General features: G+C 70.5%; 16 protein-coding genes. 11 read left to right on the top strand and 5 right to left on the bottom strand.

What is annotated here, in order from left to right:
• The first annotated feature begins 71 nt into the window (after nucleotides 1-71).
• The gene (locus RF645_RS09605) at nucleotides 72-1,964 is read left to right on the top strand and encodes a hypothetical protein (protein WP_058872200.1); all 1,893 of its coding nucleotides are present in this window, start codon (nucleotides 72-74) and stop codon (nucleotides 1,962-1,964) included.
• Between the two features lie 138 nt (nucleotides 1,965-2,102).
• On the opposite strand, the gene RF645_RS09600 is transcribed toward RF645_RS09605, so the two are convergent.
• From RF645_RS09600 to RF645_RS09585, 4 genes are all read right to left on the bottom strand, one after another.
• A complete protein-coding gene (locus RF645_RS09600) occupies nucleotides 2,103-2,450 on the bottom strand; it encodes a hypothetical protein (protein ID WP_006214862.1) in 348 nt (115 codons plus the stop codon).
• Nucleotides 2,451-2,617: 167 nt separating this feature from the next.
• Nucleotides 2,618-4,834, bottom strand: coding sequence for a 2-oxoglutarate dehydrogenase, E2 component, dihydrolipoamide succinyltransferase (gene sucB / locus RF645_RS09595; RefSeq protein ID WP_368818979.1), 2,217 nt, complete (start codon nucleotides 4,832-4,834; stop codon nucleotides 2,618-2,620).
• A gap of 90 nt (nucleotides 4,835-4,924) precedes the next feature.
• Nucleotides 4,925-6,292 (bottom strand): dihydrolipoyl dehydrogenase, encoded by a 1,368-nt coding sequence (lpdA, locus tag RF645_RS09590; RefSeq protein ID WP_006214864.1) that lies wholly within the window; start codon nucleotides 6,290-6,292, stop codon nucleotides 4,925-4,927.
• A 205-nt stretch (nucleotides 6,293-6,497) separates the two neighbouring features.
• A complete protein-coding gene (locus tag RF645_RS09585) occupies nucleotides 6,498-8,141 on the bottom strand; it encodes a leucyl aminopeptidase (protein ID WP_082677059.1) in 1,644 nt (547 codons plus the stop codon).
• A gap of 327 nt (nucleotides 8,142-8,468) precedes the next feature.
• On the opposite strand from RF645_RS09585, the gene RF645_RS09580 reads away from it, so the two are divergent.
• From RF645_RS09580 to RF645_RS09550, 7 genes are all read left to right on the top strand, one after another.
• The gene (locus RF645_RS09580) at nucleotides 8,469-9,389 is read left to right on the top strand and encodes a PAC2 family protein (RefSeq protein WP_058872202.1); all 921 of its coding nucleotides are present in this window, start codon (nucleotides 8,469-8,471) and stop codon (nucleotides 9,387-9,389) included.
• Between the two features lie 59 nt (nucleotides 9,390-9,448).
• Nucleotides 9,449-10,681 (top strand): nitrate/nitrite transporter, encoded by a 1,233-nt coding sequence (locus RF645_RS09575; protein WP_368818978.1) that lies wholly within the window; start codon nucleotides 9,449-9,451, stop codon nucleotides 10,679-10,681.
• Between the two features lie 99 nt (nucleotides 10,682-10,780).
• Nucleotides 10,781-12,079: a hypothetical protein gene (locus RF645_RS09570; RefSeq protein ID WP_368818977.1), complete on the top strand. Its 1,299-nt coding sequence runs from the start codon at nucleotides 10,781-10,783 to the stop codon at nucleotides 12,077-12,079.
• 237 nt (nucleotides 12,080-12,316) lie between these two features.
• Nucleotides 12,317-13,960 (top strand): RNA polymerase sigma factor, encoded by a 1,644-nt coding sequence (locus RF645_RS09565; protein WP_368818976.1) that lies wholly within the window; start codon nucleotides 12,317-12,319, stop codon nucleotides 13,958-13,960.
• Between the two features lie 162 nt (nucleotides 13,961-14,122).
• A complete protein-coding gene (locus RF645_RS09560; protein WP_368818975.1) occupies nucleotides 14,123-15,118 on the top strand; it encodes a dihydroxyacetone kinase subunit DhaK in 996 nt (331 codons plus the stop codon).
• Between the two features lie 10 nt (nucleotides 15,119-15,128).
• Nucleotides 15,129-15,836, top strand: a complete 708-nt coding sequence (gene dhaL, locus RF645_RS09555) for a dihydroxyacetone kinase subunit DhaL (RefSeq protein WP_024290317.1) — start codon at nucleotides 15,129-15,131, stop codon at nucleotides 15,834-15,836.
• 138 nt (nucleotides 15,837-15,974) lie between these two features.
• Nucleotides 15,975-16,508 carry a GyrI-like domain-containing protein gene (locus RF645_RS09550; protein ID WP_368818974.1) on the top strand — a complete coding sequence of 178 codons (534 nt, stop codon included), beginning with the start codon at nucleotides 15,975-15,977 and terminating at the stop codon, nucleotides 16,506-16,508.
• Between the two features lie 98 nt (nucleotides 16,509-16,606).
• Here RF645_RS09550 and RF645_RS09545 read toward each other — a convergent pair whose 3' ends face one another.
• On the bottom strand, nucleotides 16,607-16,804 hold the full coding sequence (locus RF645_RS09545) for a hypothetical protein (RefSeq protein ID WP_006214873.1): 198 nt from the start codon (nucleotides 16,802-16,804) through the stop codon (nucleotides 16,607-16,609).
• 381 nt (nucleotides 16,805-17,185) lie between these two features.
• Between RF645_RS09545 and RF645_RS09540 the strand changes: the two genes are divergently transcribed.
• The 3 genes from RF645_RS09540 (at nucleotide 17,186) to RF645_RS09530 (ending at nucleotide 21,724) form a co-directional block, all read left to right on the top strand.
• Nucleotides 17,186-19,294: a type IIA DNA topoisomerase subunit B gene (locus RF645_RS09540; RefSeq protein WP_368818973.1), complete on the top strand. Its 2,109-nt coding sequence runs from the start codon at nucleotides 17,186-17,188 to the stop codon at nucleotides 19,292-19,294.
• 182 nt (nucleotides 19,295-19,476) lie between these two features.
• Nucleotides 19,477-19,926, top strand: coding sequence for a hypothetical protein (locus tag RF645_RS09535; protein WP_368818972.1), 450 nt, complete (start codon nucleotides 19,477-19,479; stop codon nucleotides 19,924-19,926).
• Between the two features lie 232 nt (nucleotides 19,927-20,158).
• The gene (locus RF645_RS09530; protein WP_368818971.1) at nucleotides 20,159-21,724 is read left to right on the top strand and encodes a cytochrome ubiquinol oxidase subunit I; all 1,566 of its coding nucleotides are present in this window, start codon (nucleotides 20,159-20,161) and stop codon (nucleotides 21,722-21,724) included.
• Nucleotides 21,725-21,726 lie beyond the last annotated feature (2 nt).

Below are 21,726 nucleotides of genomic sequence, written 5' to 3'. Positions count from 1 at the left end.
TCACCAGGGTACGCCTGGTGCTCGGATGTGGATAACTCGAGACGCCCTTTCGCTGACAGCATGCTGGGCGCATGGACGAGAACCAGACGGGCACCGCTCAGGACCACGATCCGTTCCGGGAGCTTCTGCGCTTCGATGGCCCGTGGGCGCCGGCCGGCGGGCAGCGGCTCACGCACCTGCAGACCGGAGAGTCCTTCGGACGGCTCGCGCTGGCGGACGCGCACGACGCCTCTGACTGGGCCGAGCTCGTGGACGCACTTGCAGACCTGGACAGCGAGCGGCTCGTGCTCCCGAGGGCGGTGATCGACAACGGCACCGCCGTGCTCTACTCCGGGCCCGACGACCTCGGTGAATCCTTTGCCAGCCTGCTGGAGGCTTCCGGGATGGTCGAGCAGGATGAGACCGTGCGCATGGCAGCCGATCTCGCTCTCGCCCTGCGGCAGCTGCACTCCTCCGGCGCAGTGCTCGGGCGTCTGCGGCTGCAGGACGTGCTCAGGTCCGGTGACGGAGGGTGGGCGCTGCTGGTCTCTCCGTCCTCCGGCGCGCACACGGCGGCTGGGGCTGAGCTGGCGCGGCTCAGCCGCGCCGACGTGGTCCTGCTCGCCTCGGCCGCTGTCACGGTGCTCACCGGGCGACGCCCCAGCGCTGCGCGCACTCGTGCGCCGCTGCGCAGCACCCACCCGCTGCTCGATCCGGAAGCCGCTGACGCCCTGGACCTCGTGCTCGACCGGGCGGCTCAGCAGGAGGGGGAGGGCTCAGCCGGGACGGGGGAGCGCGCCGGGTCGACGGCTCGTGCCGGTACCGGGATGGCCACCGGCTCAGGGATGCTCACGGCCTCGGAGCTGGAGCTGCTGCTGCGACCTGCAGCGTCGTACTCGGCGGGGTTCGAGCCGACGGAGGCCGAGGCGGCAGGGGATGAGCCAGCGCGCTCCGGCCCCACAGGGGCCGGGCCTGCCGACGTGACGCGGATGGTCCGGCCCGCTGTCGGGGGACCGATTGCGGCGAAGGGCGCGGGCGACTTCGGCCCTCTGTCCCCAGATGAAGCCGAGCCCCTCCCGAAAGGACAGGAGCGCGATGATCCCACCGTCCGGCTGCTGCGCGCCGAGGCACGTGAGCCGGAGAGATGGCGGCGCAGCGCTCGAAGTCTTCGAGGAAGCACTCGACGAGGTGACGGCGGTGCCCAGCACACCGGCGGTGGCGGGGAGGAGGGCAGGGGCGGCGGGCCTCAGCTCGTGAGCAGCGATCGTGCGGACCGGGGCAGGGCTCGTCCGGCCCGAGGTCGTGCGCGTCCGTCAGCCGCCTCGTCTGAGGAGTCGCGACGCCCGCGTCGCGTGCTCGCCGGAGCGGCCGCGGTCGTGATCGGTGCCGCTGCCCTGGCCGGGTGGCAGGTCGTCACCGGGCCGCCAGACGAGATCCCCAGCGCCGTCGGCTCGGCCGAGCAGGTTCCGGGCGCTGCTGTCGGAGACCAGCCGGCTGCCGGCGGCGACGACCCGACGCAGGCAGCACCGGGGGAGTCCGTCTCGTCCGAGACCGGAGCGGCGACCGAGCCGGAAGCCGTGAGCGCTCAGCACAGTCCGGAGTACGCCGCGGCCGCGCTGATCGCCTTGCGAGCCGATGCGCTGCGCACGGGAGATCGCGACCTGCTGGAATCGGTCTACCTCCCGGAAGCGGCCGATCTGGCCGATGACCTGGAGACCCTGGACCAGGCGAGATCGTCGGGAGCGTTCGAGGACCTGCAGATGGCGCTCGCCGATGCGCAGCCGTCGGCCTCGGACCCGAGCGCCGCCCGCGCCGAAGCCAGTCCACCCGAGCGAACCGCCACGGTCACCGGCACGGTGGAGGCCACGGGCAGCGGCCTGGATCCGGAGGCCGCCGGTGAGACCACGCTGCGCCAGGACGTGAGCATCGAGATGGTGGCAGGCGACGACGGCGCCTGGCGCCTCTTCGACGTCACGCCGATGTGAGCCGGAGATGCCGGAGGCCCGAGATCGCCTCGAGCCGGAGGCGGCGGCGACCCTGTGATGACGGCGAGCCGGGACCGATCTGCTCGGTCCCGGCTCACGGGTGCACTGCTCAGCGGGGCTCGTGTGCCCGCGTGCGGCTCACCAGAGGACGGCGATCACCATGTTGATCAGGGCCGAGCCGCCCACGCCGTGGGCGATGCCGGTCGAGACCGGTTCGCCCTTGGCGATCTTCCGGCGACCGATCAGGGCCGCGGCGAAGACCGCGATGGCGATGATCAGCTTGATAGTGAGCTTGAGGTGGTTCACGGGGCCGTCCCCCATCTCGAGCAGCCCCATCAGGAGCAGACCGGAGACGAGCATGGCCACGGACGACCAGAACTGCCAGCCGGTCACCGTCGGCTTGCGGAACGTGGCGATCCAGGTGCCGATGATCACGGCGGCGCCGAAGAGATGGACGAGGACCAGGAGGGAGTACACGAATGCCATGGAATCCACACTAACCGCAGTTTGACGACACCCTGTCACCGATTCCTCGAGGCAGCCGGTGATCTCAGCCACCCGTCGCGATGCGGGAAGGCCCCGCACCGTGGGACGGCGCGGGGCCTTGCAGGAGACGCTCGCTCGACGCGCTGCCGAGCGGGGGCGAACTCAGCTCACAGGCCGAGCGAGCCCTCGAAGCGGCCCTCCTCCAGGCGGGCCTTGAGGCCCTGGAGGAAGCGGCCGGCGTCGGCGCCGTCCACGATGCGGTGGTCGTAGGTCAGCGACAGGTAGCACATGTGGCGGATGGCCACGACGTCGTTGCCGTCGGCGTCCTGGATGACCATGGGGCGCTTCACGATCGTGCCCGTGCCCAGGATGGCGACCTGGGGCTGGTTGATGATCGGGGTGTCGAACAGCGCGCCGAAGGAGCCCAGGTTCGTGATCGTGAAGGTGCCGCCGCTCAGGTCGTCAGGGCTGAGCGAGCCGTCGCGACCGCGGGAGCCGAGGTCGGCGATGTTCTGGGCCAGGCCCGGAAGCTGCATGTCGCCAGCCTCCTTGATGACCGGGACCAGCAGACCGCGCGGGGTGTCCACGGCGATCGCCAGGTTCTCGGAGCCGTTGTAGACGATCTCCTTCTCGTCCTCCTTGAACGTGGCGTTCAGGGCCGGGTTGGCCTTGAGCCCCTCGGCCACGGCCTGGGCGAAGAAGGGGAGGTAGGTCAGCTTGGCGCCGTGCTTCTCCTGGAACGGGGCCTTGGCCTTGTTCCGCAGAGCGGCCACGCGGGTCATGTCGACCTCGGTGACCTGCGTCAGCTGAGCGGACTCCTGCAGCGACTCGCGCATGCGCTTGGCGATCGTCATGCGGATGCGCGGTGCCTTCTCCGTGGTGCCGCGCTTGTCCGAGACGGGCTGGATGGTGGTCGGCTCGCCGTTGTCGGCGATCTGCGCACCACCCTGCTGGGTCGAGCCGGAGGAGGCCGGGGACTGGGCGCCCGACTCCGCAGCGGCCAGAACGTCCTGCTTGCGGATGCGACCACCCACGCCGGTGCCCTTCACGGAGGCGAGGTCCACGCCCTTCTCGCGTGCGAGCTTGCGCACGAGCGGGGTGACGTAGCCGGAGGCCTCACCGGAGCCGGAGGCCGCGGAGGATTCCTGCCTCGGAGCCTTCTGCTGCGCGGGCTCGGTCTTGGCGGCCTGCGCCTTCTCGGACCTCTGGTCCTGAGCGGACTTCTCGTCCTTCTTGGCCTCGCCGGAGGTCTTGTCCTCGGCGGCCTCGTCGGTGGCCTCGGGGGTCGACGACGACGTCGCGGCGTCCTCGATCTCCTCGGCGGACTTCTCCTCGCTCTTGCCCTGATCGGAGGAGTCATCCGAGGAGTCGGCGGAGGACTCGGCGGCGTCTGCGTCGCCGATCACGGCCAGGACCTGGCCGACCTCGGCGTCCTCGTCCTCCTGGACGCGGATCTCGAGCAGGGTGCCGGCCACCGGGGAGGGGACCTCGGTGTCGACCTTGTCGGTGGAGACCTCGAGGAGGGGCTCGTCGACGGCGATCTCCTCGCCGATCTCCTTGAGCCAGCGGGTCACGGTGCCCTCGGTCACGGATTCGCCCAGGGCGGGCAGGGCGACCTCGGTGCCGGAGCCGCCGGAGGACTTCTTGGCCTCGGCCTTCGGAGCCTCCTCGGCGGGCTTCTCCTCGGACTTCTCCTCAGCCTTCGGCTCCTCCTTCTCGGCGGAGTCATCCGCGGAGTCGCTGGAGTCGTCGGAGGACTCGGCGGCGTCTGCGTCGCCGATCACGGCCAGGACCTGGCCGACCTCGGCGTCCTCGTCCTCCTGGACGCGGATCTCGAGCAGGGTGCCGGCCACCGGGGAGGGGACCTCGGTGTCGACCTTGTCGGTGGAGACCTCGAGGAGGGGCTCGTCGACGGCGATCTCCTCGCCGATCTCCTTGAGCCAGCGGGTCACGGTGCCCTCGGTCACGGATTCGCCCAGGGCGGGCAGGGCGACCTCGGTGCCGGAGCCGCCGGAGGACTTCTTGGCCTCGGCCTTCGGAGCCTCCTCGGCGGGCTTCTCCTCGGACTTCTCCTCAGCCTTCGGCTCCTCCTTCTCGGCGGAGTCATCCGCGGAGTCGCTGGAGTCGTCGGAGCTGCCGGAGCCGGAGCCGTCGCCGATGACGACCAGCGGAGCGCCGACCTCGACGTCCTCGTCCTCCTGGACCAGGATCTCCTCGATCACACCGGCGACCGGGGAGGGGACCTCGGTGTCCACCTTGTCGGTCGAGATCTCGACGATGGCCTCGTCGACGGCCACCTCGTCGCCGACCTCCTTGAGCCAGCGGGTCACGGTGCCCTCGGTCACGGACTCACCGAGTGCAGGAAGGTTCACGGTTTCAGACATGTTCAGATTCTCTTTCTGACGTCAGGTCGATGCAGTGCTGGTGATCGGCCGGCGACGCTGTCAGCAGCGTCGCCGGCCGAGGTGGCCTGATCAGCCGTGCAGCGGGATGCCCGCCAGGCCCATGGCGGCCTCGCCGAGGGCCTCGTTCTGGGTGGGGTGCGCGTGGACGAACTGCGCGACGTCCTCCGGGTAGGCCTCCCAGTTGACGATGAGCTGGCCCTCGCCGATCTGCTCCGAGATGCGCTTGCCGATCGCGTGGAAGCCGACGATCGGGCCGTCCTTCTCGCGGACCAGCTTGATGATGCCGCCGGTGCCCAGGATCGAGGACTTGCCGTTGCCGAGCAGGTTGTACTCGAAGGTCTCGATGTTCTCCTTGCCGAACTTCTCCTCGGCCTTGGGCTGGGTGTAGCCCACCGACGAGATCTCCGGCTCGGTGAAGGTGACCTTGGGGACGTTGATGTCCTCGACGGGGATCGGGTTCAGGCCCGCGATCTCCTCGGCCACGAAGCGGCCCTGCTGGTAGCCGCGGTGGGCCAGCTGCACGCCCGGGACGATGTCGCCGATCGCGTAGATGTTGCCCACGCCGGTGTGCAGGCGCTCGTTCGGGGTGACGAAGCCGCGGTCCATGGGGATCCCGAGGTCCTCGTAGCCCATGTCCTCGGTGCGCGGGGCGCGGCCCACGGCGACCAGGACGACGTCGGCCTCGAAGACCTTGCCGTCGGCGAGGGTGACCTTGGCACCGTTGTCGTCCTGCTCGACCTTCTCGAAGAAGGTGCCCAGGTTGGTCTTGATGCCCTTCTTCTTGAACTCCTTCTCGAGGTTCTTGATGATGGCGGGGTCCTCGTTGGGGACCAGGTGATCCAGGCCCTCGATGACGGTGACGTCCACGCCGAAGGAGTTCCACATGGAGGCGAACTCGGAGCCGATGACGCCGCCGCCCAGCACGATCGCGGACTTGGGGGTCCAGTCGATCTCGAGGGCCTCGGTGGAGGTCATGACCCGATCGCGGATCTCGATGCCCATGGTCTTCGAGTAGGAGCCCGAGGCCAGGATGATGTGCTTGCCGGTGTAGGTGGTGCCGTCGACGTCGATGGTGTTCTCACCGGTGAGCTTGCCGAAGCCGTCCACGACGGTGACCTTCTTGGACTTCATGAGTCCCTGCAGGCCCTTGTACTTGCCGGCGACGATGCTGTCCTTGTACTCGCGCACCTTGGCCATGTCGACGGAGACCTCGCCGATGCTCACGCCGTACTTCTCCGAGTTCTGGGCCTCGGTGGCCAGCTCGGCCGAGTGCAGGTACGCCTTGGTGGGGATGCAGCCCCAGTGCAGGCAGGTGCCGCCCAGCTTGGACTTCTCGATCAGTGCGACGCTGAAGCCCAGCTGGACTCCGCGAAGAGCTGCGGCGTAACCGGCGGAGCCTCCGCCGAGCACCAGGATGTCGAATTCGTTGTCTGCCACGGATGACGCTCCCTTGCGATCTGTTCCACGTGCGCCCGGCGTCGTCGCCGTGCGTGCCCCTGACATGCCGTGCAGAGGCCTCGGTTCTGTTCGTCAGTCTAGCCCCGTCGCACGCGCGCGCCATGCGGGTGACGACCGTGCCGCACAGCCTGCCCGGAGGCCGGCCGTGCGGCACTGCTCACACCGCGAGCGTGCTCGAGTCTGCTCAGACCGGTCGTCCGGCCACGAGCTCGAGGGTCCGGAACAGGGTCAGCAGGCCCATGCCCGTGCCCTGACGAGGGGTATAGCCCCACGGGGAGTCCTCGTTGAACGACGGTCCGGCGATGTCCAGGTGCGCCCAGGGGCCGGCAGGGCCCTCGGGGCGCAGGTCATCGGCCGAGTCGGTGTGCTCGGCGCCGCCGAACTCCTGCAGGAACAGCCCGGCCACCAGCATCCCGCCCTCGCGGTCGCCGATGTTCTTCAGATCGGCGACGTGCGAGTCCAGCGAGGCGCGCAGGTGATGCGGCAGCGGCATGGGCCACAGGGACTCGCCCGAGTCGACCGAGGCCGACAGCAGCGCCTCGACGGCATCGTCATCGCCCATGACTCCCGCGGTGCGCTTGCCGAGGGCGATCATCTGAGCACCCGTCAGCGTGGCGACGTCGATGAGCAGGCCCGGATCCTCCTCGCGGGCGGCGACGAGGCCGTCGGCCAGCACCAGTCGGCCCTCGGCGTCGGTGTTCAGGACCTCGACGGTGCGCCCGCCGCGGATGCGCAGGACGTCGCCGGGGCGGGTGGCGGTGCCCGAGGGCATGTTCTCGGCCAGGCACAGCCAGCCCGTGGTGGCCACGGGAAGCCCTGCCTCGGCGGCGGCCAGCACCGTGGCCAGCACGGTGGCGGCCCCTGACATGTCCGACTTCATGGTCATCATGGATGCCCCGGGCTTCAGCGACAGGCCGCCGGAGTCGAACGTGATGCCCTTGCCCACCAGCGCCACATGGTCGACGGGCTTGGCCGGCTCCCAGCCGATGCGCACCAGGCGCGGCGGGTGCGCCGCTCCCTGGCCCACGCCTATCAGGCCGCCGTAGCCGCCGGCGGCGAGCTCGTCCTCGGCCAGGACCTCGACCGAGAGCCGGCCCTTGGCCCCGGTGGAGGTCGCGGCCGCGAGATCGCGGGCCAGCTCGGCGAAGCTGTGCGGATACACCGTGTCCGGGGACAGATCGGTCAGTGTGCGCGACAGTGCTACGGCCCGCCCCAGGTTCTCCGCGCGGGTCAGAGCGGGAGCCAGCTCGTCCGCGGGAAGGCCCGCCGCGGCGATCGTGGCACGGCGCAGTGGGGAGTCGCTGGGCTTGCGGGTCGCGTGCTTCTGGGCGGTGAACGTGAAGGCGCCCAGCGCCGCGCCCTCGGCCACGGCGGCGGCCTCTGCCACGTCCTGGGCCGGCAGAGCGAACACGGCGTGCTCGCGACCGGTCAGGGCGCGTGCGGCCGCACCGGCGGCGCGGCGCAGCGACTCGGCGCGCGAGTCGGTCTCGCGGCCGTCGCCCAGCCCGCTCAGCACGATGACCGGCCAGGCCGAGCCCGACGGGGCCGGCAGGGTGCGGACCTCATCTGCGGCGCCGGAGACGCGCAGCGCCTCCGCCTGCAGCTGCAGATCGGCGGGAAGGCCCTTGGCCTCCAGCGGCAGGGCCACGACGGGGCCATCGGGGGTCTTCTCCACGCCGAGCACCAGAGCGTCCGCGGACAGGGAGGACAGCTTCTTGGTGCTGCTGGTCAGGCTCAGCCCGCCCGAGGGGACGAGGTCGATGAGCGCGGGCGGGGTCTCGGCGCCGGGGCGTCGGCGGGCGGGAGAGCTGGAGGGGGTGCGGGCCATGGACTGTCCTCATTCCTCTGGAGGGTGATCGGCGCGCGGCGCGCGATCGGGGCGGGGATCGGTTCCTGCAGCGGTGCGGTGCGCTTGGCCCGCCTCCGGGCGATATGCCCGGAGCGGGGCCGGAGCGTCCAGCCGCTGCGTCATGTGCTCGAGGGTAGCGGGCGCCTCGGACGGGGCACGGCGAATGGGCGCTGCTCCTCATGGGTGCGAGACTGGTGGCTCGGCCGTCGCACGGAATAGAAAACGCCTGCGGGGCCGTTGCATCCTGCTGAAGCGCCCGTGCCCGTGGAGGGGCGCGGCGCACGGCACGTCGATGGAGGAGCAACTGTGGCTGATGCATCCGAGCTGTACATGGCGAACGGGAGCCTGCTCGATGACCCCCGGCTGCACGGCGCTCCCATGATCGTGGCCCTGTCCGGCTACGCCGATGCGGGGCACCTGGCCGAGCAGGTCCGCGAGACCCTGCTGGGGGGACTGCCCTCGGAGGTCCTGGCCAGGTTCGACTCCGACCAGCTGCACGACTACCGGGCCCGGCGCCCGCACGTGCGCTTCGTCCAGGACCACTTCGAGCGCATCGAGGGCCCGGAGCTGGCCCTGCACCTGGTGACGGACCCTCTGGGCCAGCACTTCACGGTGCTCTCCGGGCCGGAGCCGGACCTGCACTGGGAGCGCTTCCTGGACGCGGTCATGGACCTCGTGCAGCGCATGGAGACCTCGATCGTCACCGACGTCACGGGATTCCCCATGCCCGTTCCGCACACCCGACCCTTCCTGGTGACCCCGCACGGCTCGCGCACGGATCTGGTGGGCTCGGGCTTCTCCAAGCTGCCGATCATCGAGATGAGCTCCTCGGTCGCCCAGCAGCTCGAGATCCGCCTTGCCGAGGCCGCAATCGACCACGTGGGCTTCTCGGTGCACGTCCCGCAGTACATGGCCGAAGCCGTCCTGCCGCAGATCGCGGTGACTGCGTTCGAGCACTTTTCCGCGGCCACGGCCCTGACCCTGCCCACCGACGCCCTGCGCGACGACTCCCGCGATGCCCTGCAGCGCATCGAGGAGCAGGTGGCCGAGTCGCCGGAGATCCAGGCCGTGATCTCCCAGCTCGAGCAGCGCTACGACGAGGCCGTCGAGGGCGCGCAGCCGCGCTCCCTGCTGGCCGGAGACGCCGACGAGCTGCCCGATGCCGATGAGATCGGGGCGGCCGCCGAGGCCTTCCTGGCGCAGCGCTCGGAGTCTGACGACCTGTGACGGGCGCTGCGTCTGGTCGTCCCCTCCCGCAGCGCGACTCGCGCACAGCCTTCCTCGTCATGGGGGTGGGCGTCTTCGCCTACATGATCGCCGTGGCGCAGCGGACGAGCTTCGGGGTGGCCTCGACCCAGGCCGCGGACCGCTTCGGCGCCGCGGCCTCCGAGCTGTCCCTGTTCACGATGCTGCAGGTGCTGATCTACGCCGGCATGCAGATCCCCGTCGGCGTGCTGGTCGATCGGCTGGGCAGCCGGCGGATGGTCGCCATCGGCGCCGGGCTGATGATCGTCGGACAGCTCATCCTGGCCGTGGCCGAGTCGATCAGCGTGGGCGTTCTGGCTCGCGTGTTCGTCGGCGCCGGCGATGCCATGACCTTCGTGTGCGTGCTGAAGATCGTCCCGGCGTGGTTCTCGCTGCGCTATTCGCCCATGGTCACCATGGCCGTCGGCGCGGTCGGCAACCTGGGCCAGCTGCTGTCGGTCGTGCCGTTCAGCCTGCTGCTCTCGGCGGCCGGATGGGTGCCGTCGTTCCTGTCGATGGCAGGACTGTCCGTGCTGACGCTGGTCCTCGTGCTGGCCTTCCTGCGCGACTCCCCGGAGGGCTCGGCCCGCAGCGAGCGGCCCACGACCCTGCGCAGGGTGCGCATCCAGGTGCAGCGCTGCCTGCGCGATCCCTCCGTCGGACTCGCGTTCTGGCTGCACTTCACGATCCAGTTCACCGGCAACGTCTTCGGACTGATGTGGGGCTACCCCTATCTGCAGCACGCCCAGGGCCTGTCGATGGGGGAGGCGTCGTTCGTCATGACGTTCTTCGTGCTGGCCAACATCGTCGTGGGCCTCGTGCTCGGCGGGATCGTCTCGCGTGCGCCCGATCGCCGGATGCGCCTGTCCTTCACCATCATCGGACTGGGTGCGGCCGCGTGGCTCGTGCTGCTGCTGTGGCCCGGGCATGCGCCGTTCCTGGTGGTGGCCGCAGCGGTCGTGCTGATCGCGATCTCGCTGCCGGCCTCCATGCTCGCCTTCAACGTGATCCAGTCGTTCATCCCCGTGCGCCGGGCCGGCACCGCCACCGGGATCGCGAATGTCGGCGGCTTCGTGGCGGCCCTGATCGCGATCTTCCTCATCGGTGCCGCGCTGGATCTGCAGCTGGCGCTGGGGATCACCGACGAGCTGTACTCGCCGGCGTCGTTCCGAGTGGCCATGGCCACGCAGCTGCTGGTGACGGCCGTGGGCTCGGCCTTCTGCCTGCTGTTCACCCGCCGGGTCCGCAGCAAGTACGGCGCCAGCGCGGTCTGAGGGCTCCACAGCCTCCGTCTGCGCAGCCACGCGGGGCGGGATCTCCACGGTCGTCGGCTTCCGGACCCGGTGGCCGGCCCCGACGGCGACGCTGGGCCCATGAGCACAGACGCCGCGCACAGCGATCCCACTCCCTCCTCCCGCGCCGACTCCGGGCAGGACGTCGGCCGCGACCCGTTCACGCCCGTGGCGCGCACCGCCGCGGACATCCTCGCGATCATGCCGCACACGCTGGGGCAGTGGCCCAAGCGCTCGGCGGTGCTGCTGACCTCGACCGATTCGGAGCCCGGCCCGTGCCTGCGCGTGGACCTGCCCGAGGAGCGGGTGCTCGCCGATGAGCTCACGCTGCTCGAGTGGATCGCCGAGCTGTGCCGCCTGCTGGAGCACGATCCGGTGGGCGACCGCCTCTACCTGGCACTGTTCACCGACGGATCCTCCCTGGACGCGCGGCAGTGCGAGCAGGTCGTCGACGCCGTGGGGGAGGCCGCGGCCCTGTCCGGGCACAGCATCGTCGGGTGCTGGGAGGTGGGGCCGCGGCAGTGGTTCGATCTGGAGGACTCCGAGCCCCGGATCGGCCGCGACGTGCAGGAGATCCGCTCGAGCGCGGTGTGGACGGCGCTGGTGGTCACCGGAAGCACGGTCGACGAGCCGGCCCCGGCTCGGTCCGTCCGCGCCGAGCCGGAGCGCAGCGAGCTGCGGGTAGAGGACTGCCGGGGCCTGGTCCGAGAGTTCCAGCGGCGATGGAGCCTGCGCCGCGGCGCGGCCGGACCTGGTGCCGCCCAGTGCCTCCACCGCGACGTCGGACCCCAGGTGGCCGACTCCCTGGAGGCCTGGCAGCGCCTGCTCGATGAGCGCTCCCCGGGCACGGCCGCCGAACGGGCCTCGGCGCTGGATTCGGCCGCGCAGGCGCAGCTGCTGGTCTGCCTGGCGGATCCGCTGGGATCGGACGCGCTCGCGGTGTCCGTGCTCACCGGCCAGCACGGACGTGCCCTGAGGGCCTGGTGGCAGCTGCAGGCCATGGTGCACGGGTCGAGCCACGGCGAGGACTTCGACTGGATGATCGAGGTGCTCAAGGGCCGGTGGGACGGGACGCCCGACTGGGAGCGGGTCGAGCAGTGCGAGGGCGTGCTCGAGCTGCTGCTGGACCTGCTGCACGGCGCCGCTGAAGCGGGGCCCGGATCGCCGGCCGGTGCCGATGCCGAGGCCTGGCTGTGGGTGGCCACCGCGCATCTGGAGCGCTTTCGCGCCCGGGGGACGCGGGCGACCCAGTGGCTCGAGCTGGCTGCGGAGGCCGTGCCGGGGCACCTGGGCGTGGCACGACTGCGCGCTCTGGGCACCCAGCATCCGCTGCCCAGCTGGGCGGGAGATCCGCAGCGCAGCTGGCATCGTCGCAGCTGAGCCCCGAAGTCCTGCCGGTGTTCGGACGAAAGCCGTGGGGCGCGCTCCATCGATGTCAGAAAAAAGATCTGCGACATCCGCGATTCACGGAACAAAAGGCAGCGACCTCTGGTTGGATCCCACGGTAGGCCCTTCAGGATCCTTGGCAGCGCGTGTGTGTGCGAGCCGAGGGCTTGACAGGGTCATAGGCGTTCTGACGGTGAGTCGGGCGCTTCGTCTAGTGAGGAAAGGTCAACATTGTCCCCTGCTGCCCAGAACAAGTCGGCTGCCGCTGCGAGCGCGAGCGACCCCGCTGAGGTCGACACCGCGGGTGCGGAGTCCACGGGCGCAGCCCCGGCCAAGTCCGCCGCCAAGAAGACGACTGCGGCCAAGAAGACCGCCGCCGCGCGCAAGACCACCTCGTCCGCGGCGAAGTCGAGCGCCGCCAAGTCCACGGCCTCCAAGTCGGCTGCCTCCAAGTCGACCGCGTCCCGCTCCACGGCCACCAAGGCCTCGGTCCCGGAGACCGGTGCTGAGGCGGAGGCCAAGACCGAGTCGCTGGAGGAGGCTGTGAAGGCCCCGGCCAAGAAGACTCCGGCCAAGAAGACCGCCGCCAAGAAGCCGACCACGCGCAAGACGGCGGCCAAGGCCGCCGAGTCCGACGAGACCGCCGCCAAGGCCGCGCCCAAGACCACCCGCCGCAAGGCGGCCCAGGCCGAGCCGGAGGACAGCGCGGACGAGTACGAGGACGCCTCGGGAGATGACCTCGACTCGGCCGATGAGGCCGATGAGGCCGATGATTCCGCGGAGGAGGGCGAGGACGTCGTCGTCCAGGGCGACGACGCCGAGAAGGCCCGCTCCGGCACCGAGGTCATCGCCAAGCCCACGGGCAAGGAGACCGAGTCCAAGTCGGACAAGGTCCGCGGCTTCGTGCTGTCCAACAACGACGATGACGACGCCCCCGCGCAGCAGGTTGTCTCCGCGGGCGCGACCGCCGATCCCGTCAAGGACTACCTGAAGCAGATCGGCAAGGTCGCGCTGCTCAACGCCGAGCAGGAGGTCGATCTCGCCCTGCGGATCGAGGCCGGCCTGTTCGCCGAGCACAAGTACAAGGGCGAGGAAGCGGACAAGCTGTCCAAGGAGGACCGCAAGGCCCTGCGCTGGGTCATCCACGACGGCAAGCGCGCCAAGAACCACCTGCTCGAGGCCAACCTGCGCCTCGTCGTCTCCCTGGCCAAGCGCTACACGGGCCGCGGCATGCTCTTCCTGGACCTGATCCAGGAGGGCAACCTGGGCCTGATCCGCGCCGTCGAGAAGTTCGACTACACCAAGGGCTTCAAGTTCTCGACCTACGCCACCTGGTGGATCCGCCAGGCGATCACCCGCGCCATGGCCGATCAGGCCCGCACCATCCGCATCCCGGTGCACATGGTCGAGGTCATCAACAAGCTGGCCCGCGTCCAGCGCCAGATGCTCCAGGACCTGGGCCGCGAGCCCACCCCGGAGGAGCTGGCCAAGGAGCTGGACATGACGCCGGAGAAGGTCGTCGAGGTCCAGAAGTACGGCCGCGAGCCCATCTCCCTGCACACCCCGCTGGGCGAGGACGGCGATTCCGAGTTCGGAGACCTGATCGAGGACTCCGAGGCCGTCGTGCCCGCCGACGCCGTGAGCTTCACGCTGCTGCAGGAGCAGCTGCACTCGGTGCTCGACACACTCTCCGAGCGGGAGGCAGGGGTGGTCGCCATGCGCTTCGGGCTCACCGACGGCCAGCCCAAGACCCTGGACGAGATCGGCAAGGTCTACGGCGTGACCCGCGAGCGGATCCGCCAGATAGAGTCCAAGACCATGTCCAAGCTGCGCCACCCCTCGCGCTCGCAGGTCCTGCGCGACTACCTGGACTGATCCTCCTGCGCTGAGCGCGCAGCGTCCTTCCGACGGCCCTCCCTCCGGCTGCCCCAGCGGCGGCGGAGAGGGGGCCGTCGTCGTATTCCCCGGGCGCTGCGCCGTCGGAGGCCGCCCGTAGGATCCCTAGCACCGAGAGAACACCTCAGGTGAGGAGCGGCCATGCGCCGAAGCATCGTCAACGAGCCCGATCAGCTGGTGCCGCAGGCCCTCGAGGGCCTCGTGCTCAGCCACCCGCAGCTGCTGGAGCTGGAGGCCGAGCACCGCTGCGTGCGCCGCCGCGAGCCCGCTCAGGACAAGGTCGGACTGGTCTCCGGCGGGGGCTCCGGGCACGAGCCGCTGCACGCGGGGATGGTCGGGCGCGGCATGCTGGACGTGGCCGTTGCGGGCGCCGTGTTCACGAGCCCCACCGCGCTGCAGGTCCTGGAGGCCACGCGCGCCGCCGATTCGGGCCGCGGCGTCGTCCAGATCGTCAAGAACTACACCGGCGACGTCCTGAACTTCCGGATCGCGGACGAGATCACCGGCGACGATGACATCGAGACCGAGATCGTGCTGGTCGACGACGACCTGGCCACCGACTCCCCGGACGGCGGACCGGGCCGCCGGGGGACCGCCGCCACCCTGATCGTGGAGAAGCTGTGCGGGGCCGCAGCCGAGCAAGGAGCCGAGCTGAGCGAGGTCGCCGAGATCGGCCGCCGCGCCGCAGCCTCGGCGCGGACCATGAGCCTGGCGCTGTCCGCGGGCACCCCGCCGGCGGACGGGCGCCCCCAGTTCGAGCTCGCGGACCACGAGGTCGAGCTCGGCGTCGGCATCCACGGCGAGCGCGCGGCCCGCCGTGGCGAGTTCACCGACGCCGACGGGCTGACGGCCCAGCTGCTCGACCCGCTGCTCGAGCAGCTGGGCCTGGAGCAGGGGCAGGAGCTGCTCGTGGTGGTCAACGGCCTCGGCTCGGCCACGCAGCTCGAGCTGAGCCTCGTGGCGCGAGCGGCGCACCATCGCCTCCGCGGCGAAGGACTGTCCGTCGGGCGCTGGCTCGTGGGCTCGTACGTCACGAGCCTGGACATGCACGGCGTGTCGATCACGCTGATGCCGCTGGATCCGCAGACCCGTCAGCTGTGGGACGCCCCCGTGCGCACCCCCGCCCTGACCTGGTGAGGAGCAGAAGATGACCGAGCAGGAGAGTTCCGGGACGGCTCAGGGCCTGGGCGAGGACTTCGGGCGCCGATTCGTGCAGGGCGTGCAGCGGCTGCTGGGCGAGAACGCCGAAGCCCTCGGCGAGCTGGACCGTCGAGCAGGCGACGGCGACTTCGGCACCAGCGTGCGCACCGCGCTGTCGCAGCTGGACAGGGAGACCGAGCAGGAGCAGCCGAGCACCTACCGGCAGTGGCTGAGCGCGCTGTATCGCGGCTGGCTCGCCGTGGGCGGCACCAGCGGTCCGCTGTTCGGCGTGTTCTTCCGAGAGCTGGCCAAAGCCGGTGAGGCGGACGGCACTCCGCAGGTGGAGGAGCTCGTCGAGGCCCTGGCTGCGGGGCAGGCGATCGTGCAGCGCTACGGCGAGGCCGAGGTCGGGGACAAGACGATGGTCGATGCCCTGGCTCCCGCAGTGGAGGCCATGCGCCGGAGCCTGCACGACGGCGAGCCTTCGCAGCACGTCCTCGAAGCCGGCGAGGCCGCTGCGGTCGAGGGCGCTCGCAGCAGTGCTGAGAGCCTCGCCCGACGCGGTCGAGCCAGCTATGTGGGAGAGGCTTCGCAGGGGGTGATCGACCCGGGCGCCGCGGCCATGGCACTGGTGCTGGGCGCGGCTCGTGCCGCCGCTGACGCCGGTCGGGGCGAGCAGCACCCGCGGGAGGTCGACACCGCCTGGCTCGTCTGAGGGACGGGCCTTTCCGGTGCAGACGCAGGGGGAGGGCTCTCTCCTGCGACACCGGGACGACGACCTAGCATGAGCCCAGAACCCCGCCGCATCCGGAAGCCGCCCGCGCTGCGGGGGCACGAGATACAGGAGAGACCCATGACGCAGGAATCCACCCCCTCCGGATCGCCCATGGGCCTGAGCCAGGAGCCCGTGACCAGCCTCGAGGTCTTCGAGGCCCAGCAGGTCCCCACGCTGGTGCTGAAGGTCCACGGCCAGCCGATGGACCGGATGCGGGAGGTCTTCGACACCGCCTTCCGCGCGATCTTCCCGGCCATGGCGCAGCACGGGCTGACCCCCAGCGGATCGGCGTTCGCCCTGTACCACCGCGCCCCGGACGAGACCGCGGACTTCGAGGTCGGCATGCCCCTGACCGAGCCGAGCGAGTCCGTGATCGAGGCCGCGGACGGAGTGCGGCTGGAGCCGTCGTGGCTGCCGGAAGGACGAGCGGCGCGGATCTCCCACCTGGGCGGGTTCGACCAGCTGTCGACCGCCTGGGCCGGGTTCATGGGTCAGGTCGCCTCCGCCGGTGAGACCCCCGAGCTGCCGTTCTGGGAGGTCTACGTCACCGAGCCGAGCCCGGAGATGGATCCGGTGGACCTGCGCACCGACCTGTTCACGCGGCTGGGCTGAGCCCGAGGCCTCCGGCACAGACGAGGGCCCCGTTCACCGATCGGTGAACGGGGCCCTCGTGCCGGCTCAGCGCCCGCGCTGCAGGGGATCCTGAGCGTTCAGGAGATGCGCTCGGTCTCGTCCTGCCACTGGGCGGCCATGGGGCGCAGCTTGTCCTCGTTGGCACGGGCGTGGTGAGCGCAGAAGAGCAGCTCGCCGCCGGTGGACTCGAGGACCACACGGACGTAGGCCTGGGCGCCGCAGGCGTCGCAGCGGTGGGTGGCGTTCAGTTCTGGGGTCTCAAGCGTGGTGTTCACGATTCCTCCTCGTGCTCGGAGTCCGTCGGATCGTGAGATGTCCGCGACGGATTCGTCTGGTCCAGCATCGACGCTGGGCCGATACCGCGCATCCGATGCGCTCGGTCCTCCGAGGCGGGGGTGCGGCGGTTCGGACTATAGAACCACGCCGAGCCCCCGGAAGCTTCCCAGCGGCACGCGATTTCGCCCACCGCGCATCCGGTGAGCGCCGCGTCACGGTGGGGACCCGTCGTCGATCGCAACGGCAGCGGCCCGCGCGGTGTCGCCGAGCCGGTCTAGAGTGGGGTCGCCCGTGCGCCGCCGGGCGGCCGCCCCACCCGCGGCCGCGGCCGGCAGCCGCAGGCACGATCGATGCCGTCGAACCGCAGGAGCTCTCCCGTCGTGACCCCCTCGACCTCCGAGTACAACGCCCGCCACCTCTCGGTGCTGGAGGGCCTGGAGGCTGTGCGAAAGCGCCCGGGCATGTACATCGGCTCGACCGACGGCCGCGGGCTCATGCACTGCCTCTGGGAGATCATCGACAACTCGGTGGACGAGGCCCTGGCCGGCTACGGCCAGCAGATCACGGTGGTGCTGCACAAGGACGGCTGCGTCGAGGTCCACGACGACGGCCGAGGCGTGCCCATCGACAAGGAGCCGCGCACCGGGCTGTCCGGCGTGGAGGTCGTGTTCACCAAGCTGCATGCCGGCGGCAAGTTCGGCGGCGGCTCCTACACGGCCTCCGGCGGTCTGCACGGCGTGGGCGCCTCGGTGGTCAACGCCCTGTCCTCGCGCCTGGACGTCCAGGTGGATCGCGGCGGGAAGACCTACCAGATGTCCTTCCGCCACGGGGAGCCCGGGCGCTTCGAGGACAAGGGCGCCCCGAGCCCCCAGGCGCCCTTCGAGCCGTTCGTCTCGGGATCCGAGCTCGACGTCGTCGGCAAGGCCAAGCGCGGCGTGACCGGGACCCGCGTGCGCTACTGGGCGGACAAGCAGATCTTCACCCCGGGCGCCCAGTTCTCCTATGAGGAGCTGGTCCGCCGCGCCCGCACCACCGCCTTCCTGATCCCGGGGCTGCGCCTCACCGTGCGCGACGAGCGCCGCCTTCCGGGCACGGCCGGTGAGATGGGCTCCCACGAGGAGGTCTTCCAGCACGACGGCGGCATCTCCGAGTTCGCCGAGTTCCTGGCCTCGGACGAGTCCGTGACCGATGTCTGGCGCTTCCAGGGGGAGGGGACCTTCACCGAGACGGTGCCCGTGCTCGATGACTCCGGTCAGTCCCGGCTCAAGGACGTCGAGCGCACGTGCGAGGTCGACGTCGCCCTGCGGTGGGGGATCGGCTACGACACCGAGCTGCGCAGCTTCGTGAACATCATCGCCACGCCCAAGGGCGGCACGCACGTCAGCGGGTTCGAGCAGGCGCTGGTGAAGGTCTTCCGCAAGCAGATCGCCGCGAATGCGCGCAAGCTCAAGGCCGGCAACGACAAGATCGAGAAGGACGACATCATGGCCGGGCTCACGGCCGTGCTGACGGTGCGCCTGGCCGAGCCGCAGTTCGAGGGCCAGACCAAGGAGGTGCTGGGCACCCCGGCGGTGCGCCAGATCGTCTCCAAGGTCGTGGAGAAGGAGCTCACGGCGGCGCTGACGTCGGGCAAGCGGGAGCAGAAGAACCAGGCCGGGCAGGTCCTGGAGAAGGTCGTCGGTGAGATGAAGTCCCGCATCTCGGCTCGCCTGCACAAGGAGACGCAGCGGCGCAAGAACGCCCTGGAGACCTCGTCCATGCCCGCCAAGCTCGTCGAGTGCCGCTCGACCGATGTGCAGCGCTCCGAGGTCTTCATCGTGGAGGGCGACTCCGCGCTGGGCACCGCCCGCATGGCTCGCGACTCCGCCTACCAGGCGCTGTTCCCCATCCGCGGCAAGATCCTCAACGTCCAGAAGGCGTCGCTGCCGGACATGCTGGCCAACGCCGAGTGCGCGGCCCTGATCCAGGTCATCGGCGCAGGCTCGGGGCGCACGTTCGATCTCGACGCCGCCCGCTACGGCAAGGTCATCATGATGACCGACGCCGACGTGGACGGCGCCCACATCCGCACGCTGCTGCTGACGCTGTTCTACCGCTACATGCGCCCGCTCGTGGAGGCCGGCAAGGTCTACGCGGCCGTTCCCCCGCTGCACCGCGTGGAGATCATCAACCGCGGCTCGAAGGCCAACGAGATGGTCTACACCTACTCGGAGGCCGAGCTGCACCGCCTGATGTCCCGCCTCGAGTCGGAGGGCCGCTCCTACAAGGAGCCGATCCAGCGCTACAAGGGCCTGGGGGAGATGGATGCCGATCAGCTGGCGGAGACCACCATGGACATCCGCCACCGGCTGCTGCGCCGGGTGACCATGAGCCAGGCCGAGGAGGCCGAGCGCGCCTTCGCGCTGCTGATGGGCGCGGAGGTGGCCCCGCGCCGGGACTTCATCATCGAGGGCGCCGCGCGACTGGATGCCGAGCAGATCGACGCCTGAGCACGACCGGCGGCCTGGCCGGGCCGCAGCCCGACCGGGCGAGCGCGGCTGCGCCCTCGGCTCGCCGCATGGCGGGGTCGGTCTGCAAGACCTCGCTGCCCAGATCGTGCAACGCCGTGCCTGCCGATGCTCCCGCGACCTACGCTGAAGCCACACCGACCCAGCCCAGCGCAGGAGCAGCCATGGACACGACCGGCCCCGAGACCACCCAGGACCCCCGCCCGATCACCGTCACCGTCACGGGTGCCGCCGGGCAGATCGGCTACGCCGCGCTGTTCCGCGCCTGTGCCGGGGACCTGTTCGGGCCGCAGCAGCCGGTGCGGCTGCGCCTGCTCGAGCTGCCGCAGGCGGCCCGGGCCGCCCATGCCCTGATCTCCCACGTCCGCCTGTGGAGCCAGGGAACCCCGGAGGGCTCGTGGACCTCCATGGCCGTGGCCTCGGACGGCTCCTACGGCGTCCCCGAGGGGATCGTCAGCTCCTTCCCCGTGACCTGCGCCGACGGGCAGTGGTCCATCGTGTCCGACTGGCAGATCGACGACTTCGCCCGTGAGCGCATCGACCGCTCGGTGGCCGAGCTGGTCGCAGAGCGCGATGCGGTGGCGGCAGCGGGGCTGCTGGGTCCTCGCAGCTGAGCCGCGCCTGGACGGCTGCGGCGCATGAGGATCGCCGGAGTTCCACGGCGATGGCGCGCCTGGGACGACCGACGATGCCCTGACCTGGGACGGCGCGGGTGTGAGCGACGAGACAGCCTCAGAGCCCGGCTCGCGGACCGCTCGAACCATCGGCGAGCCTATACTGTGGAGCATCTGAGGCGGGGCCCGTCTCCGCCCGGCGCTCCGCCGGCAGGGCCCCGCGAGGAGTCGCATGGACATCGTCGAGATCGCTCGGTGGCAGTTCGGGATCACCACGGTCTACCACTTCATGATGGTCCCGCTGACGCTGGGACTCGGCGCCGTCGTGGTGTGGTTCAACCTGCAGTGGGTGCGCAGGCGCCGCCCGGAGGACCTGCGGCTGACCAAGTTCTGGGGCAAGCTCTTCCTGATCAACTTCATCATGGGCGTGGCCACGGGCCTGGTCCAGGAGTTCCAGTTCGGGATGGCCTGGTCGGAGTACTCGCGCTTCGTGGGCGATGTCTTCGGCGCCCCGCTGGCCATGGAGGGACTGCTCGCGTTCTTCGTGGAGTCCACGTTCCTGGGCCTGTGGATCTTCGGCTGGGACAAGCTGCGCCCGGCGGTCCACGCGGCCTGCCTCGCCATGGCGGTGATCGCCTCGTGGCTCTCGGCGTTCTTCATCATCGTGGCCAACTCGTGGATGCAGCATCCGGTCGGCTACGAGATCATCGACGGCCGCCCCATCCTGAATGACATCGGCGCCGTGCTGACGAACTCGACAGCGGTGGTGGCGATCATCCACACCCTGTTCGGGGCGATCGCCGTGGCCGGGTCCTTCCTGCTGGGCATCGCCTGGTACAAGCTGTGGCGCCGCCGGGCGGACGGCCTCGACACCGTGGATGCCGACGGCGTCGTCGTCGTGGGGGAGCTGCCCACCGGGGGACGCGACCGCACCGACTACCGGGTGTGGTGGCGCTCGCTGCGCGTGGGGATCCTCATCGGGATCGTCGGCTTCCTGGGCACGGCGTTCTCCGGACATGCGCAGGCGCAGCTGATGATCCACCAGCAGCCCCTGAAGATGGCCTCCGCGGAAGCGGCCTGCCACGACGGCACCGCGTTCTCGGTGCTCACGATCGGCTCGCCGGGCGACGCGTCCTGCGACAACGCGCACACCCTCCTGGAAGTGCCCGGCCTGCTGTCCTTCCTGGCCTACAACAACTTCACGACCGACGTGGCGGGGCTGAACACGCTGCAGCCCGAGTACGAGCAGGAGTACGGCACGAACCTGGCCGACGACGAGCTCTACGGCGACCGAGCCGGTGAGCAGATCGAGTACCAGCCCCTCATGGAGGTCACCTACTGGGGCTTCCGGCTGATGATCACCTTCGGCGGTCTGGCGGCCGTGGCCTGCGCCGGTGCCTGGTGGCTCACGCGCAAGGGCACGGTGCCCCTGTCGAAGGGGCTGATGGGCCTGGGCGTCGTGGGCATCCTGGCCCCGTTCGGGGCCAATGTGGCGGGCTGGGTCTTCACGGAGATGGGCCGGCAGCCCTTCGTCGTAGCACCCAATCCGGACCTGCCGCTGGATCAGCGGATCTTCATGTTCACCGAAGCCGCGGTCTCGCCGAACGTCACGGCCGGGGAGCTGCTGTTCTCGCTGGGCAGCCTCCTGCTGCTGTACGGGGTGCTCATGGTCGTGGAGGTCGCGCTGATCGCCAAGTACGTGCGCACCGGCGCGGTCGCGGCCATGCCCGAGCTGGTCGAGCACGAGGACCACGACGACGACGGCTCCCGGGACGACGTCCTGGCCTTCGCCTACTGAGG

Origin of the sequence: Kocuria sp. CPCC 205260, from assembly GCF_040981045.1 — a bacterium.
Classification (GTDB): Bacteria; Actinomycetota; Actinomycetes; order Actinomycetales; family Micrococcaceae; genus Kocuria; species Kocuria palustris.
This window is presented reverse-complemented; position numbering and strand designations above follow the sequence as displayed.

Bases quoted from the DNA above. Each gene is read 5' to 3' on its own strand.
- RF645_RS09605 (WP_058872200.1), top strand. From the start codon at position 72: ATGGACGAGAACCAGACGGGCACCGCTCAGGACCACGATCCGTTCCGG.
- RF645_RS09600 (WP_006214862.1), bottom strand. From the start codon at position 2,450: ATGGCATTCGTGTACTCCCTCCTGGTCCTCGTCCATCTCTTCGGCGCC.
- sucB (WP_368818979.1), bottom strand. From the start codon at position 4,834: ATGTCTGAAACCGTGAACCTTCCTGCACTCGGTGAGTCCGTGACCGAG.
- RF645_RS09585 (WP_082677059.1), bottom strand. From the start codon at position 8,141: ATGGCCCGCACCCCCTCCAGCTCTCCCGCCCGCCGACGCCCCGGCGCC.
- RF645_RS09575 (WP_368818978.1), top strand. From the start codon at position 9,449: ATGGGGGTGGGCGTCTTCGCCTACATGATCGCCGTGGCGCAGCGGACG.
- RF645_RS09570 (WP_368818977.1), top strand. From the start codon at position 10,781: ATGAGCACAGACGCCGCGCACAGCGATCCCACTCCCTCCTCCCGCGCC.
- RF645_RS09560 (WP_368818975.1), top strand. From the start codon at position 14,123: ATGCGCCGAAGCATCGTCAACGAGCCCGATCAGCTGGTGCCGCAGGCC.
- dhaL (WP_024290317.1), top strand. From the start codon at position 15,129: ATGACCGAGCAGGAGAGTTCCGGGACGGCTCAGGGCCTGGGCGAGGAC.
- RF645_RS09550 (WP_368818974.1), top strand. From the start codon at position 15,975: ATGACGCAGGAATCCACCCCCTCCGGATCGCCCATGGGCCTGAGCCAG.
- RF645_RS09535 (WP_368818972.1), top strand. From the start codon at position 19,477: ATGGACACGACCGGCCCCGAGACCACCCAGGACCCCCGCCCGATCACC.
- RF645_RS09530 (WP_368818971.1), top strand. From the start codon at position 20,159: ATGGACATCGTCGAGATCGCTCGGTGGCAGTTCGGGATCACCACGGTC.